Source organism: Halomonas rhizosphaerae, assembly GCF_030012485.1.
Classification (GTDB): Bacteria; Pseudomonadota; Gammaproteobacteria; order Pseudomonadales; family Halomonadaceae; genus Halomonas; species Halomonas rhizosphaerae.
The window spans coordinates 73,889-87,835 of the sequence record NZ_JASCQQ010000003.1 but is presented as its reverse complement, the minus strand read 5'-3'; the positions used below and the strand labels follow the sequence as shown (position 1 = coordinate 87,835).

The 13,947-nt window shown below is 68.8% G+C and carries 13 protein-coding genes; 9 read left to right on the top strand and 4 right to left on the bottom strand.

Translation table 11 applies throughout. The features are described from left to right. Positions 1-78 precede the first annotated feature (78 nt). The gene (locus QLQ86_RS00595) at positions 79-294 is read right to left on the bottom strand and encodes a PA3496 family putative envelope integrity protein (protein ID WP_282733944.1); all 216 of its coding nucleotides are present in this window, start codon (positions 292-294) and stop codon (positions 79-81) included. A gap of 248 nt (positions 295-542) precedes the next feature. Between QLQ86_RS00595 and hexR the strand changes: the two genes are divergently transcribed. The 3 genes from hexR (at position 543) to QLQ86_RS00580 (ending at position 5,049) form a co-directional block, all read left to right on the top strand. Then, the gene (gene hexR, locus QLQ86_RS00590) at positions 543-1,406 is read left to right on the top strand and encodes a transcriptional regulator HexR (RefSeq protein ID WP_133637165.1); all 864 of its coding nucleotides are present in this window, start codon (positions 543-545) and stop codon (positions 1,404-1,406) included. A gap of 217 nt (positions 1,407-1,623) precedes the next feature. Beyond that, the gene (gene uvrD / locus QLQ86_RS00585) at positions 1,624-3,831 is read left to right on the top strand and encodes a DNA helicase II (RefSeq protein ID WP_282815599.1); all 2,208 of its coding nucleotides are present in this window, start codon (positions 1,624-1,626) and stop codon (positions 3,829-3,831) included. Positions 3,832-3,960: 129 nt separating this feature from the next. Further along, positions 3,961-5,049, top strand: coding sequence for a TRAP transporter substrate-binding protein (locus QLQ86_RS00580; protein ID WP_282733946.1), 1,089 nt, complete (start codon positions 3,961-3,963; stop codon positions 5,047-5,049). An 85-nt stretch (positions 5,050-5,134) separates the two neighbouring features. Here QLQ86_RS00580 and QLQ86_RS00575 read toward each other — a convergent pair whose 3' ends face one another. Next, positions 5,135-5,542, bottom strand: a complete 408-nt coding sequence (locus QLQ86_RS00575; protein ID WP_282733947.1) for an acyl-CoA thioesterase — start codon at positions 5,540-5,542, stop codon at positions 5,135-5,137. Positions 5,543-5,681: 139 nt separating this feature from the next. On the opposite strand from QLQ86_RS00575, the gene QLQ86_RS00570 reads away from it, so the two are divergent. The 6 genes from QLQ86_RS00570 to cysZ all read left to right on the top strand — a co-directional run bounded on the left by QLQ86_RS00570 (position 5,682) and on the right by cysZ (position 11,921). Further along, a complete protein-coding gene (locus QLQ86_RS00570) occupies positions 5,682-6,644 on the top strand; it encodes a phosphate ABC transporter substrate-binding protein (RefSeq protein ID WP_407650019.1) in 963 nt (320 codons plus the stop codon). Positions 6,645-6,713: 69 nt separating this feature from the next. Continuing rightward, on the top strand, positions 6,714-7,937 hold the full coding sequence (locus QLQ86_RS00565) for an ABC transporter permease subunit (RefSeq protein WP_282733948.1): 1,224 nt from the start codon (positions 6,714-6,716) through the stop codon (positions 7,935-7,937). Beyond that, positions 7,934-9,481: a phosphate ABC transporter permease PstA gene (gene pstA, locus QLQ86_RS00560; protein WP_282733949.1), complete on the top strand. Its 1,548-nt coding sequence runs from the start codon at positions 7,934-7,936 to the stop codon at positions 9,479-9,481. Before QLQ86_RS00565 ends, pstA begins: the two co-directional genes overlap by 4 nt. A gap of 32 nt (positions 9,482-9,513) precedes the next feature. Continuing rightward, the gene (gene pstB, locus QLQ86_RS00555) at positions 9,514-10,332 is read left to right on the top strand and encodes a phosphate ABC transporter ATP-binding protein PstB (RefSeq protein ID WP_282733950.1); all 819 of its coding nucleotides are present in this window, start codon (positions 9,514-9,516) and stop codon (positions 10,330-10,332) included. 24 nt (positions 10,333-10,356) lie between these two features. Further along, positions 10,357-11,085 carry a phosphate signaling complex protein PhoU gene (phoU, locus tag QLQ86_RS00550; protein WP_133637172.1) on the top strand — a complete coding sequence of 243 codons (729 nt, stop codon included), beginning with the start codon at positions 10,357-10,359 and terminating at the stop codon, positions 11,083-11,085. A gap of 83 nt (positions 11,086-11,168) precedes the next feature. Then, a complete protein-coding gene (gene cysZ / locus QLQ86_RS00545) occupies positions 11,169-11,921 on the top strand; it encodes a sulfate transporter CysZ (RefSeq protein ID WP_282733951.1) in 753 nt (250 codons plus the stop codon). Here cysZ and phoR read toward each other — a convergent pair. Continuing rightward, entirely contained in the window at positions 11,909-13,222 is a 1,314-nt protein-coding gene (phoR, locus tag QLQ86_RS00540; protein WP_282733952.1) for a phosphate regulon sensor histidine kinase PhoR, read from the bottom strand. The two genes, cysZ and phoR, sit on opposite strands and share 13 nt — an antisense overlap. Before the next feature lies 1 nt (position 13,223). Continuing rightward, a complete protein-coding gene (gene phoB / locus QLQ86_RS00535; RefSeq protein ID WP_282733953.1) occupies positions 13,224-13,913 on the bottom strand; it encodes a phosphate regulon transcriptional regulator PhoB in 690 nt (229 codons plus the stop codon). Positions 13,914-13,947: the final 34 nt, after the last annotated feature.

Here is a 13,947-nt window from a genome sequence, read left to right as displayed (position 1 = left end):
GCCGGGAGCGCCGGAGGGACCGGCGCGACGTCCCCTCAACGAGCCCCGCTTCGGCGGGGCTCGTTGCGTGATGCGGCGTCAGTGCATCTCGTCTTCCGCCAGCTCCTCGTCGGGGAGCGGGGCGATGTCCCGGGTCAGGCGCTTGAATTCGTTGTGCAGTTCGATGCCGCGCCGGGCGCGCAGGTTGCGCTGGGCGGCGGTGCGTGAACGCTGTTCGTGTTCGACGACTTCCATGCTCATGAAGATGTCGAGAAGCTCACTCTTGAGGGAGGATAACCGTTCGACATTGCGCATGATCGACTCTCCTGAAAGATTCGCGACACTGCATTTCTTACTATACCCCACTTGACAGAATGATGACGGCGCATGTTGCGAGCGCACAACGCTGTACCAACGCTCGCCGAATGCCATGGCATTTTGGCCCGCGCTGGCGCCCAAGTGCGCATCGGCCGTCGGCTTGGGGCATACTGTAAGCCTGAACACGCCAATGTTTCCGCCGCCTCGCCCTCGTCGCGGGGCGGCCAGCCCGCAAGGAGTCCCGCGTGAGCCGCGCCCTGTTCGATGAGATGAGACGTCGCATGGAGCACTTCCGCCGCTCCGAGCAGAAGGTCGCGCGCTTCGTGCTGCGCCAGCCCGAGGAAGTGATCCACATGCGCATCGTCGACCTGGCCACCGAGGCCAAGGTCAGCGAGCCTACCGTGGTGCGCTTCTGTCGCGCCCTGGGATGCAACGGCTTCCAGGACTTCAAGCTCCAGCTGGCGCAGATGCTGGCCTCGGGCAGCCAGTTCGCCCAGTTCTCGATGAACGACAGCGACTCGGTGGCGGAATTCTCCCAGAGCATCTTCGACTCCACCGTAGGGACGCTGCTCTCGGTGCGCGACCGACTCGACAACGAGGCCCTGAGCCAGGCCATCAATGCCCTGGCCATGGCCAACCGGGTGGAGTTCTACGGCTTCGGTGCCTCCGGCGCCGTGGCCTTCGATGCCCAGCACAAGTTCTTCCGCCTGCAGATCTCCACCGCGGCCTACGCCGACCCGCACATGCAGAACATGTCGGCGGTGACCCTGAAGGAGGGTGACGTGGTGGTGGCGATCTCCCAGACCGGCCGTACCCGGGCGCTGGTGGCCAGCGTGCGCCTGGCCCGCGAGGCCGGCGCCACGGTGATAGGCCTCTGCCCCAGCGGCTCGCCACTGGCCGAGGAGGTCACCCTGCCGCTCTACATCGATGTCCACGAGGACACCGAGATCTATACCCCGATGAGCTCGCGCATCGCCCACCTGGTGCTCATCGACGTGCTGGCGGTGGGCGTGGCCAAGACCCGTGGCCCGAAACTCGCCGAGCAGCTCCGCGAAGTGAAGAAGAGCCTCAACCCGCTGCGCTTCCCGGAGCAGGAGGGAAAGCCCTAGGCCTTCGGCAAGCGCCGAGCTTCAAGGAGCAAGCCGCCAAGCTGTAAGGAAGCCACCTTGTGGGCTGCCGCGAGGGGCACACACTTCCTTGCCCCTTGCCCCTTGCCCCTTGCCCCTTGCCCCTTGCCCCTTGCCCCTTGCCCCTTGCCCCTTGCCCCTTGCCCCTTGCCCCTATGCTAAGCTGTCGGCCCATTTTCCGAGCAGCGATGCCTTCCCCATGGACGACGTCACGGCGATTCTCGACCACATGAACCCGGCCCAGCGTGAGGCCGTCAGTGCGCCCCAGGGCAACATGCTGGTGCTGGCCGGGGCCGGGTCCGGCAAGACCCGGGTGCTGGTGCATCGCATCGCCTGGCTGATGCAGGCCGAGGGGCTGTCGCCCTACGCCGTGCTCGCCGTGACCTTCACCAACAAGGCGGCCCGCGAGATGCGCACCCGCCTGGAGGCGCTGCTGGGCATCTCATTGCGCAATGTCTGGGTGGGCACCTTCCACTCCATCGCCCACCGCCTGCTGCGGACCCACTGGCAGGATGCCCGGCTGCCCCAGCACTTCCAGATCATCGACAGCGATGACCAGCTGCGGCTGGTCAAGCGGCTGCTCAAGGACCATCGCATCGACGATGAGCGCTTCCCGCCGCGCCAGGTGCAGTCGTTCATCTCCGGCTGCAAGGAGGAGGGACTTCGCCCCCACCAGGTCGATGCCCATGGTGATGCCTACCTGGCCCAGATGGTCGAGCTCTACGAGCGCTATCAACTGACCTGCGAGCGTGGTGGCCTGGTGGACTTCGGCGAGCTCTTGCTTCGAAGCCTCGAGCTGCTGCGGGACAACCCGGCGCTGCTGGCCCACTACCAGGCACGCTTCGGCCATGTGCTGGTCGACGAGTTCCAGGACACCAATACCCTGCAGTACGCCTGGCTCAAGCTGCTCACCGGCATGAAGACCCCGATGACCGTGGTGGGCGACGACGACCAGTCGATCTATGGCTGGCGCGGGGCGCGCATCGAGAACCTCCGGCGCTTCGAGCAGGAGTTCCCGGCGACCAGCACCGTGCGACTGGAGCAGAACTACCGCTCCACCAGCGCCATCCTCGATGCCGCCAATGCCCTGATCCGCCACAACAGCGAGCGCATGGGCAAGGAGCTGTGGACCGAGGGCGCCAAGGGCGAGCCGATCTCCGTCTATTCGGGGTTCAACGATCTGGACGAGGCGCGCTTCATCGTCGACACCATCCGCGAGAAGGTCGAGGAGGGCATCAATCGGCGCGAGATCGCCATCCTCTATCGCTCCAACGCCCAGTCCCGGGTGCTGGAGGAGACCCTGATCCGCCAGGGCGTTCCCTACCGGATCTACGGCGGCCAACGCTTCTACGAGCGCCTGGAGATCAAGAATGCCCTGGCCTACCTGCGGCTGCTCCTCAACCGCGATGACGATGCCTCCCTGGAGCGGGTGATCAACGTCCCGGCCCGGGGCATCGGCACCCGCACCGTGGAGGTGCTGCGCAGCCGTGCCCGCCAGACCGAAGTCTCGCTGTGGCAGGCGCTGCACGACGCCCTGCTGGATGCCTCACTCAAGGGTCGGGCCGCCACGGCGGTGCGGGCCTTCGCCGAGCTGATCGAGCGCCTGGACAACGATACCGCCGGCCTGGCGCTCCACGAGATCATCGACCACGTGATCGAGCGTACCGGCCTGATCGAGCACCATCGCAGCGAGAAGGGCGAGAAGGGGCAGGCCCGGGTCGAGAACCTCGAGGAACTGGTCACCGCCGCCAAGGCCTTCACCCAGGGCGAGACCTTCGACCCCCCCGAGGCCGGCGAGGGGGCGGTGGCCCTGGAAGCCTTCCTCTCCGAGGCCGCGCTGAACGCCGGCGACCACGAGGCCGACGAGTTCGAGGACTGCGTGCAGCTGATGACCCTGCACTCGGCCAAGGGCCTGGAATTTCCGGTAGTCTTCATCGCCGGGGTCGAGGAGGGCCTGTTTCCGCACAAGATGTCCATGGAGGAGCCGGGCCGCCTGGAGGAGGAACGGCGGCTCTGCTACGTGGGCCTGACCCGTGCCATGCGCAAGCTCTACCTGACCCATGCCGAGCTGCGCCGCCTGCACGGCAAGGAGACCTTCCAGCGCGCCTCGCGCTTCCTGCGCGAGCTGCCCGCGGAGTACCTCGAGGAGGTGCGACTGCGCGGCCAGATCTCCCGGCCCGTGACCGCCGGTCGCCCGGCCGTGGGACTCTCGCGGCAGACCTCGGTCGACGGGGGCGCTGAGCTGCCGTCGCTCTCGCTGGGCCAGCGGGTCACCCATCCGGTGTTCGGCGAGGGGGTGATCCTCAACGCCGAGGGGGAGGGCGAGCGGGCCCGGGTCCAGGTCAGCTTCGAGGGCGAGGGCGACAAGTGGCTGGTGCTGGGGTTTGCCAAGTTGACGCCCCTCTGATTTTCGTTGACGTTGACGTCAGGTGCGGGTACTTGCCGGGCAATTCGGCCTTGACGCATACTCTCGAGTGGACACATCTAGAGCCCGCAGGCATTGCGGGAATAACAATCATCCTGGAGTCACGCTCGCATGCAACGTCGCAAGTTTCTCAAGACCCTGGGCGCCGGTGCCGCCGCCGGCGCCGCCGTCCCCTTCCTCTCCACGGCAAGCGCCCAGGAGACCATCACCTGGGATATGGTGACCTCCTGGCCCAAGAACTTCCCGGCCCTGGGCACGGGGGCCAACGATTTCGCCGCGCGCATCGAGCGCCTCTCCGGTGGGCGCATGAAGGTTCGCGTGCACGGCGCGGGGGAGCTGGTGCCCGCCATGGAGGTGTTCGACGCGGTAGGCGAGGGCACCGCCCAGATGGGCCACTCCGCCTCTTACTACTGGCGCGGCAAGACCCTGGCCTCCCAGTTCTTCACCGCCGTGCCCTTCGGCATGAACACCACCGAGACCAACGCCTGGCTCTACCATGGCGGTGGCCTTGAACTCTGGGACGAGGTGTACGCCAAGCACAACCTCAAGCCCTTCCCGGTGGGCAATACCGGCACCCAGATGGCCGGCTGGTTCAAGAAGGAGATCAACTCGCTGGAGGACATGCAGGGCCTCAAGCTGCGCCTGCCGGGGCTGGCTGGCGAGGCCATGAACGGCATCGGCGTGACCACCGTGAACACCCCGGGGTCCGAGATCTTCACCTCTCTGCAAACCGGCGTGCTGGATGCCGCCGACTGGGTCGGCCCCTACAACGACCTGGCCTTCGGCCTGCACCAGGTGGCCAAGTACTACTACACCTCGGCCTGGAACGAGCCCAGCGCCATTCTCGAGGGCACGGTCAACCTGGAGGCCTGGAACGCCCTGCCCGACGACCTCAAGGCGGTGGTCAGCGAGGCGGCCATGGCCTCCAACCTGGCGATGATCAGCGAGTTCGCGGTGCGCAATGCCGAGGCGCTCGATACCCTGGTCAGCGAACACGGGGTGGAGCTGCGCACCTTCCCGGATGAGGTACTGGAAGCGCTCTACGCCTCCTCCCAGGAGGTGCTCGAGAAGCAGGTGGAAGCCGACGAGGAGTCGCGGAAGGTCTATGACTCCTACACCGCCTTCCAGCAGAAGGTACGGCGCTTCACCGACGTGGGCGAATTCGCCTACCTGAAGACGCGGGAGAAGGTCGGCGTCTGAGGCCTGGCGGTCACTCGCCATTCTGCCATGGGCGCCCTGCGGCGCCCATCGTCGCTTCTGGGGCGCGATGTCGCTGGATGCGGCATCAGTCGCCCTGGCGGGCGGCCCGGATCCGCCCGTTGTCGTCCAGGGCGACCATCACGAAGCGGGCCTCGGTGACCTTGTGCAGCTCGTCGGGGTCGCGTTCATGGGGGGCACGGATCCACACTTCCACGTCGATCTTGATCGAGCTGTGGCCGATCTCGCTGACCCGGGTGAAGATGTTGACCATCGAGCCCACCCGCACCGGGCAGAGGAAGTCCATGGCCTCGATGGCCACCGTGGCGGTGCGGCCCCGGGCCTCGCGGCCGGCGGCCACCTCGGCGGCCTGGTCCATCCGGGCGATCAGCCAGCCGCCGGGAATGTCGCCGTGCAGGTTGGTATCCTGGCGACTGGCCAGCAGCTTGAGGGTCAGTCGACCCTGGGGGGCGGGAATATCGTCGATATCTGTCATGGAAGGCTGAGCGACTCGGGTTGTTGTTGTGGGACGTTCATCAGCTCGCCATGGTATACGGCGAGGCCATCGGTTCACCACCATTGCGACAGGATGTCCCATTTCCGGCCCGGTTCATCCCTTCATCGAGGAAGCTGAGATGTCTGCCATCCTGCGTCATTGTTTCGCCTCCTCGCTGCTGCTGGTCATGCTCGGTGCGCCCCAGGCCCAGGCCCAGGCCCAGGCAGAGGAGATCGCCGGGACCCTGGGAGCGGTGGGCTCCGATACCATGGCGGGGCTGATGCTGCGCTGGGGCGAGGCGCTGACCCGGCAGCATCCCGGCATCCGCCTGCAGCTGCAGGCCAGCGGGTCGGCCAGCGCGCCGCCGGCCCTGGTCGCCGGTACCACCCGGCTGGGGCCGATGTCCCGTCCCATGAACGAGGCCGAGCGCCGGGCCTTCATCGAGCGCCACGGCTATCCGCCTCGGCAACTGGCGGTCGCCCGGGACGCCCTGGTGGTCGTGGTCCATCGGCATAACCCCCTCGAGAGCCTGGGGCATCGCGAGCTGGATGCCATCTTTTCCGACTCACGGCGCTGTGGGGCAAGCGAGGGAGTCCTACGCTGGCGACAGCTGGGGCTCGACAGGCCGGAGGGACGCATCCGCCTGCATGGTCGCAATGCGGCGTCCGGCACCCAGGGACTGTTCCGGCGGATCGCGCTGTGTGACGGTCATTTCCGTCCCGAGGTCAACGAGCACCCGGGATCCGCCGCGGTAGTGGCGGCGGTGGCCGAAGACCCGCGGGCCATCGGCTATGCCGGGCTCAACCACCTCACGCCGGGCGTGAAGGCCCTGGCGCGCCGCGAAGCCGAGGGGGTGCGCCACTTCCCCGACCCCGAGGCGGTGCGGCGCGGCGACTATGCGCTGTCCCGCGACCTCTACCTCTATCTCAACCACCCTCCCGGCGAGTCCCTGCCGGCCGCCGAGCGGGCCTTCCTCGACCTAGTGCTGTCACCGGCCGGGCAGTCGATCGTCGAGGAGCTGGGTTTCGTGGCCCTACCCGAGGCGAGGCGGCAGCGCCAGCGCCAGCGACAGGGGCTGGTGCTGGACGAGGCGGGCCGCTGATGCTGTCATCTCCCTGTCATCACACTGTCGTACGATTCCGCTAGCCCCCCGTTTCGCGCAGGCCCGGTCATGCCCGACTCCTCCTCCCCGACTTCCGTTCGACGCCGCCTGCGTCAGGGGCGCGATCGCCTGGCCACCGTGCTGGTCACCGCGGGCGGCATCGGCGTAATCGCCGCGCTGCTGGCCATCGGCGTCTTCCTGGCGGTCGAGGTGGTGCCGCTGTTCTGGCCCACCGGCACGACGCAGGCGGTCAGCCAGCAGGCCCTCTGGCTGCCCATGGAGGGCTCGGCTGACCCGGCCCGCTATCGCTGGGATCCCACCACCACCCTGGGGACGGACGAGGCGGCCCGGGTCAGCCTGGTGCCCCTGGCCTGGGGCACCCTGGAGGCGGCGGCCTGGGCCCTGTTGATCGCCGTGCCCCTGGCCCTGGGCGCGGCCGCCCACTCGGCCCTGTTCATGTCGCCGCGCCTGCGCAGCCGCCTGAAGCCAACGCTGGAGCTGATGGAGGCATTGCCCGGGGTGGTGATCGGCTTCGTCGCCGGCCTGGTGCTCGCCCCCTGGGTGGAACGCCACCTGGCGGACGTCCTGGCCATGCTGGTGCTGCTGGTGCCCGGGCTGCTGCTCGCGGGCGGCCTCTGGTCGCGCCTGCCCCCGCGTCTGCAGCAGGCGATGCCGCTGGGCTGGGCGGGCCTGTGGCTGGTGCCCTGGCTGCTGCTGCTGCTGTCTGCCGCCCACGCGCTCTCGCCCTGGCTCGAGGCCTGGGCGTTTGGCGGTGACCTGCGCCACTGGCTGGAGGTGCGCCTGGGGCTCGACGTCGCCGTGCGGAACGCCATCATCGTCGGCATGGCCATGGGCTTTGCGGTGATGCCCAGCGTCTATGCGCTGGCCGAGGACGCCCTCTCGGGGGTGCCGCGAAGCCTCGCGGAGGGCGCCCAGGCACTGGGGGCGACCCGCTGGCAGACCCTGTGGCGGGTGGTGCTGCCGGCGGCGTCCCCCGGGATCTTCTCGGCGGTGATGATCGGCGCCGGGCGGGCCGTGGGCGAGACCATGATCGTGCTGATGGCCAGCGGCAATGCGGCCCTGATGACCTGGAACCCCCTGGACGGCCTGCGCTCCCTGGCGGCCACCATCGCCATCGAACTGCCCGAGGCTGGCCCAGGGGGCCTGCACTATCGACTGCTGCTGCTGGCGGCGCTGCTGCTGTTCGTCTTCACCTTCCTGGTCAATACCCTGGCCGAGCTGGTGCGGACCCGCCTGCGCCGGCGCTACCGGCGCCTGGGGGGCGGGGCATGAGGCCGGTGTCCGGTTCACGGGCGCGTCTGCCCCGCGGTGAGGGCCCCGGCGCCTGGCTGGCGGCGGGCAGCGTGGCGCTCTCGCTGCTGGCGCTGCTGGCGCTGCTTTCGCTGCTGGCGGTTCGCGGCCTCGAACACTTCTGGCCCGCTCCCGTCGCCCTGGTGGTGCTCGAGGACGGCCGACAGCTCGCCGGCGAACGGGTCCGCGAGGTCCCGCTGCCCGAGGGAACGGGGCGCGAACGGCTCTATCGGACCGGCAACCGGGACCTTTACGGCACCCGCTGGGAGTGGGTGGCGGTGTCGGCCATCGCCGAGGTCAGCCATCCGCCCGACCTGGTGGTGCTGGAGCGCCGCCGCTGGGGGGAAGCGATCGGCCGGCTCACGGCGCTGGAGAGCGAGACGGGAGAACGGGTCGAGGGCGAGGGCGCCTGGCCGGCCCTCGAGGCGCGGCTGGCCGAGCTGACATCGCTGCGCCAGGCCCGCGACGCCCTGCGCGACGAGGTCATCCTGCCGCGGGTCCGGGCCCTCGAGGAGGGGGGTGACGTGGACCGCGAGCTGGCTACCGCCAATGCCCGGCTGCGCGCGCTGCAGGCGGCCATGGAAGGCGGCCGGCTGACCCTCGCGACCGCCGACGGCGGGCGGCTGGCGGTGCCGCTGGAGCAGGTACTGCGGGTGCGGCGTCCCAACGCCATGTCGCCGTTCGACAAGCTGGTCGCCTGGGGGGAGGGCGTCTGGCGCTTCCTCTCGGAGGGCCCGCGGGCGGCCAATACCGCCGGCGGCGTCTGGCCGGCGATCTTCGGCACCGTGCTGATGGTGATGCTGATGTCGATTCTGGTGACGCCCTTCGGGGTCCTGGCGGCCATCTACCTCAACGAGGTGGCCCACCAGGGGCGGCTGACGCGGCTGGTGCGGATCGCCGTGCGCAACCTCGCCGGGGTGCCGTCCATCGTCTACGGGGTCTTCGGTCTGGGCGTGTTCGTCTACGGCATCGGCGGCACCCTGGACGAGTGGTTCTTCGACGCGGCCCTGCCCTCGCCGACCTTCGGCACCGGCGGGCTGCTGTGGGCCTCCCTGACCCTGGCCCTGTTGACCCTGCCGGTGGTGATCGTGGCCACCGAGGAGGGGCTGGCGCGGATCCCTGACCAGCAGCGCGAGGGCGCCCTGGCCCTGGGGGCCACCCGACTGGAGATGCTCTCCCGGGTGGTGCTGCCCATGGCCACGCCGGCCATGCTCACCGGGGTGATCCTGGCCGTGGCCCGCGCCGCCGGCGAGGTAGCGCCGCTGATGCTGGTGGGCGTGGCCAAGCTGGCGCCCCAGGTGCCGGTGGACGGCGACTTCCCCTTCCTGCATCTTGACAGGAAGTTCATGCACCTCGGCTACCATATCTTCGATGCGGCCTTCCACGGCGGCGATGTCCAGGCGGCGATGCCGCTGGTCTATGCCACTGCCCTGCTGCTGGTGCTGGTGATCCTGGTGCTTAACCTGACTGCAATATTTCTGCGTCATCATCTCAGTACGCGTCACGGGGCGCTCACCCGTCGATGAGCCCAGTACCGCCACGCCAACCGGGAGCCTCGATGCCATTCGTCCAGGACCTGCGCCCGTCGCCCGACCCGGCGGCGGTCATCGACTTTTCCCCCGAGGCCAGCAGCCTGGCCATCCGGGGGCTGAGCCTCGCCTACGGGGACACGCCGGCGCTGCGGGATCTCACCCTGAGAATTCCCAGGCACCGCGTCACGGCCTTCATCGGGCCCTCCGGCTGTGGCAAGTCGACCCTGCTGCGGGTGCTCAATCGCCTCCACGACCTCAATGACGAGGTGGTACGCACGGGCGAGGTGAAGCTCGAGGGCGAGGACATCCACGCGCCGGAGGTGGACGTGGCCGAACTGCGTCGTCGGGTGGGGATGGTGTTCCAGGCGCCCAACCCCTTCCCCATGTCGATCCACGACAACGTGGCCTTCGGCCTGCGCCTGCAGGGGGGGCTGAGCAAGCGCAAGCGCGACGACATCATCGAATGGGCGCTGCGCTCGGCGGCACTATGGGACGAGGTGAAGGATCGGCTGCGTGCCTCGGCCTGGTCGCTCTCCGGGGGCCAGCAGCAGCGTCTGGTGATCGCCCGCACCCTGGCGGTGGGCCCCGAGGTGCTGCTGCTCGACGAGCCCGCCTCGGCCCTCGACCCCATCTCCACGCTGAAGATCGAGGAGCTGATCGGCAACCTGAAGTCGCACCTGACCCTGGTGCTGGTCACCCACAACATGCAGCAGGCGGCCCGGGTCTCCGACTACACCGCCTTCCTGCAGGACGGCGCGCTGGTCGAATATGGCCCCACCGACACCCTGTTCACCCACCCGCGCCTGCGGCGTACCGAGAACTACATCACCGGGCGCATGGCCTGACGGCCGGCCCCAAGGAGAGATCCCATGGACATTACCAGCGATATCCACAGCCAGCATATCTCCCGGCAGTTCAACCAGGAGCTCGAGGAGCTCAAGACCCACCTGATGGCGATGGGGGGGCTGGTTGAGAAGCAGGTCCAGGACGCCGTGGCGGCCCTGCTCGAGAGTGACTCCGAACTGGGCCAGCGCGTGGTCGCCAACGACCGCGCGGTCAACGACATGCAGATCAAGATCGACGAGGAGTGCACCCAGGTGCTGGCGCGGCGCCAGCCCACCGCCTCCGACCTGCGCCTGGTCCTGGCGGTGATTCGCGCCGCGTCCGACCTGGAACGCATCGGCGACGAGGCGAGCAAGATCGCCCGCAACGCCATCGACCTGATCGAGGCCGACAACGGCAACCGTGGCTTCGTCGAGGTGCGCATGATCAGCGAGCACGTGCGGCGCATGGTGCGCGACGCCCTGACCTCCTTCGCCCGCCTCGACACCGAGCTGGCGCTCAAGCTGGTCCACGAGGACGAGGAGGTGGACAACGAGTACCGCAGCGCCATGCGCTCGCTGATGACCTTCATGATGGAGGATGCCCGCTCGATCTCGTCGGTCCTCAGCGTGATGTGGATCCTGCGGGCCCTCGAGCGCATCGGAGACCACGCCAACAACCTGGCCGAGTACGTGGTCTACCTGGTCAAGGGGCTCGATATCCGCCACACCGACCCCGAGGACCTCGACAAGGATATGCTCGAGGGCAAGGGTTGACCGCAAACGTCGCTTGACCCTCAATGATGCAGGCCGCCGCCCCGTCGGGCGGCGGCCTGCCGTGTGACATGAGGACGTGACGGATGCTCGATGCCTTGACGGCGCTGACCCGCGGGACCCGCCTGGTCTACTCCCGCGGCCTGCGGCGCTTCGTGTTCCTGCCGATAGTCGTCAACCTGTTGGTCTACACGGCCATGCTCTGGTACGTGCTGGGCCACTTCGGCGGCTGGCTGGAGGGCTGGATGGCCATGGTCCCCGGCTGGCTGGAGTGGCTCTCCTGGCTGATCTGGCCGCTCTTTGTGGTCAGCCTGGTGCTGATCGTCTTCTTCACCTTCACCCTGGTGACCCACCTGATCGCCGCGCCCTTCTACGGCTTCCTGGCCGCCCGGGTGGAGCTGGAGGCGACCGGGCGACCGCCGCTGGACGACCGTGGCCTGGCGAAGACGGCGATGGACGCCATGGGGCGCGAACTGGTCAAGCTGGGCTACATCCTGCCACGCATGGCGCTGCTCTTCGTGCTCAGCTGGATCCCGGTGCTCAACCTGGTGGCACCGCTGCTGTGGGCGGCCTTCTCGGCCTGGATCATGGCGATCACCTACCTCGACTACCCCATGGACAACAACAAGGTCAGCTTCGCCGACATGCGTCGCCGGCTGAAGGCCCGCTGGTGGCCGACCCTCACCTATGGCGGCTGGGTGACCCTGATCACCTGGATCCCCCTGGCCAACCTCTTCCTGCTGCCCGGCGCCGTGGCCGCCGCCGTCCTGATGTGGGAGCGGCACTATCGAGGTATCGAGATCGGCGCGGCGCATGGCGGGCCGCCTCAGGCGCGCTGAGCCCTCTCGCTCGTGTCGCGCAGGCGCTCGGCGGGGAACAGGCAGCGGAAGGTGGCGCCGCGGCCGGGGCGGGAGGCGATCTCCAGGCGGGCGTCGTGGCGCAGCAGCACGTGCTTGACGATGGCGAGCCCCAGGCCGGTGCCGCCGGTGGCGGTGCTGCGGCCCTTGTCGACCCGGTAGAAGCGCTCGGTGAGGCGCGGCAGGTGCACCGGGTCGATGCCTTCGCCGTCGTCCTCCACCTCCAGGCAGGCGCCCTCGCCATGGGGGCGCCAGCGCAGCACGATATGGCGCCCGTCCCCGGCATAGCGCACGGCATTGAAGGCCAGGTTGGAGAGCGCACTGCGGATCTCCTGCTCGCTGCCGACCAGGGCGCGGGACTCCTCGACCTCCACCGCGATCGACTGGCGGCCGGCGGAGAGCGCCGCGGCGTCGCTCTGCACGGCCTCGAGCAGCTCGCCCATCGCCAGCGGGGCGTCATCGCGCCCGCCCTGGTCGATCTCCAGCCGTGACAGCAGCAGCAGGTCGTTGACCAGGTTCTGCATGCGATCGGTCTGGGCCTTCATCTGCGACAGGCCGCGGCCCAGTCGCGGCGGCAGCTGGCCGGCCATGTCGCCATAGGTCTCCAGGTAGCCGGCCAACACGGTCAGCGGGGTGCGCAGCTCGTGGGAGACGTTGGCCACGAAGTCGCGGCGCATCTGCTCCAGGCGGTGCAGCCGGGTGATGTCGCGGGCCATTACCAGCCGCTCGTCGTCGCCGTAGAGGGTGATCTGGAACTGCAGGATCAGCCTCTCGTCGATGGGCGAGGGCAGGGTCAGCGGCTCGCGATAGTCGCGGCCATGAAAGTAGTCGACGAAGCGCGGGTCACGCAGCAGGTTGGTGATGTGCTGGCCGCGGTCGAGCTGGGGCTTGAGGCCCAGCATGCGTTCGGCCGCGCTGTTCCACCACTCCAGGTCGCCGTGGCGGTCGAGCATCACCACGCTGTCGCGCATCGCCTCGGAGGACTCCTGGATACGCTGCAGCGTGGCCCGCAGCCGCTGCTGGGTGAGGCGCTGGCTCTTCTGGTAGCGGTAGAGGCGGTCGAACAGCTCGCCCCACAGGCCGCTGGCGGCGGGGGGCTCCTCCTGGGGGCGCAGGGTGAGCCACTGGTAGAGGGCGTGCAGCTGGCGCAGGTGGAAGGTCAGGCAGAGCAGCAGACCGGCGGCGATGCCGGCCGGAATGGCGGAAAAGGGCCAGCCGACCAGGGCCCCGGCGGCGACCAGGGTCGCCAGGCGCCAGAGCTCGCGTCGCCAGAGCCGCCCCACGTCAGCCCTTGGTGGAGAACCGGTAGCCGGTGCCACGCACGGTCTGGATCAGCTGGTGATGAGGCTCGCCCAGCGCCTTGCGCAGGCGGCGGATATGCACGTCCACGGTACGCTCCTCGACATAGACATTGCCGCCCCACACCTGGTCGAGCAGCTGCCCGCGGGTGTAGGCGCGTTCCTGGTGGGTCATGAAGAACTGCAGCAGGCGGTACTCGGTGGGCCCCATCTCCAGCGAGCGGCCATCGACGCTGACCCGGTGGCTGACCGGGTCGAGCAGCAGCCCGGCGACCTCCACCGGGTCCTCGATGCCCCGCGGCGTGGCGCGGCGCAGTACCGCCTTGAGGCGCGCCACCAATTCGCGCGGCGAGAAGGGCTTGGTGATGTAGTCGTCGGCCCCGGCCTCGAGCCCCTGGATCTTGTTGTCCTCCTCGCCCTTGGCGGTGAGCATGATGATCGGCAGCTCGGCGGTCGCCTCCTCCCGTTTCAGGCGGCGGGCCAGCTCGATGCCGCTGGTCCCGGGCATCATCCAGTCCAGCAGCACCAGGTCGGGCTGGTGGTCGACCACCATGGCGTGGGCATCCTGGGCATTGTCCGCCTCGAGGACGCGATAGTCGGCCATCTCCAGCGCCACCGCGATCATCTCGCGGATCGGCGCCTCATCATCGACAATCAGTACGGTCTTGGCGGTCATCCCGGAGCCTCGTGGTCAATGACAGATCGATGAC

What these genes read in the sequence shown, in the direction of transcription:
- QLQ86_RS00595 (WP_282733944.1), bottom strand. Translation starts at nt 294, where the DNA reads ATGCGCAATGTCGAACGGTTATCCTCCCTCAAGAGTGAGCTTCTCGAC.
- uvrD (WP_282815599.1), top strand. Translation starts at nt 1,624, where the DNA reads ATGGACGACGTCACGGCGATTCTCGACCACATGAACCCGGCCCAGCGT.
- QLQ86_RS00580 (WP_282733946.1), top strand. Translation starts at nt 3,961, where the DNA reads ATGCAACGTCGCAAGTTTCTCAAGACCCTGGGCGCCGGTGCCGCCGCC.
- QLQ86_RS00575 (WP_282733947.1), bottom strand. Translation starts at nt 5,542, where the DNA reads ATGACAGATATCGACGATATTCCCGCCCCCCAGGGTCGACTGACCCTC.
- QLQ86_RS00570 (WP_407650019.1), top strand. Translation starts at nt 5,682, where the DNA reads ATGTCTGCCATCCTGCGTCATTGTTTCGCCTCCTCGCTGCTGCTGGTC.
- QLQ86_RS00565 (WP_282733948.1), top strand. Translation starts at nt 6,714, where the DNA reads ATGCCCGACTCCTCCTCCCCGACTTCCGTTCGACGCCGCCTGCGTCAG.
- pstA (WP_282733949.1), top strand. Translation starts at nt 7,934, where the DNA reads ATGAGGCCGGTGTCCGGTTCACGGGCGCGTCTGCCCCGCGGTGAGGGC.
- pstB (WP_282733950.1), top strand. Translation starts at nt 9,514, where the DNA reads ATGCCATTCGTCCAGGACCTGCGCCCGTCGCCCGACCCGGCGGCGGTC.
- phoU (WP_133637172.1), top strand. Translation starts at nt 10,357, where the DNA reads ATGGACATTACCAGCGATATCCACAGCCAGCATATCTCCCGGCAGTTC.
- cysZ (WP_282733951.1), top strand. Translation starts at nt 11,169, where the DNA reads ATGCTCGATGCCTTGACGGCGCTGACCCGCGGGACCCGCCTGGTCTAC.
- phoB (WP_282733953.1), bottom strand. Translation starts at nt 13,913, where the DNA reads ATGACCGCCAAGACCGTACTGATTGTCGATGATGAGGCGCCGATCCGC.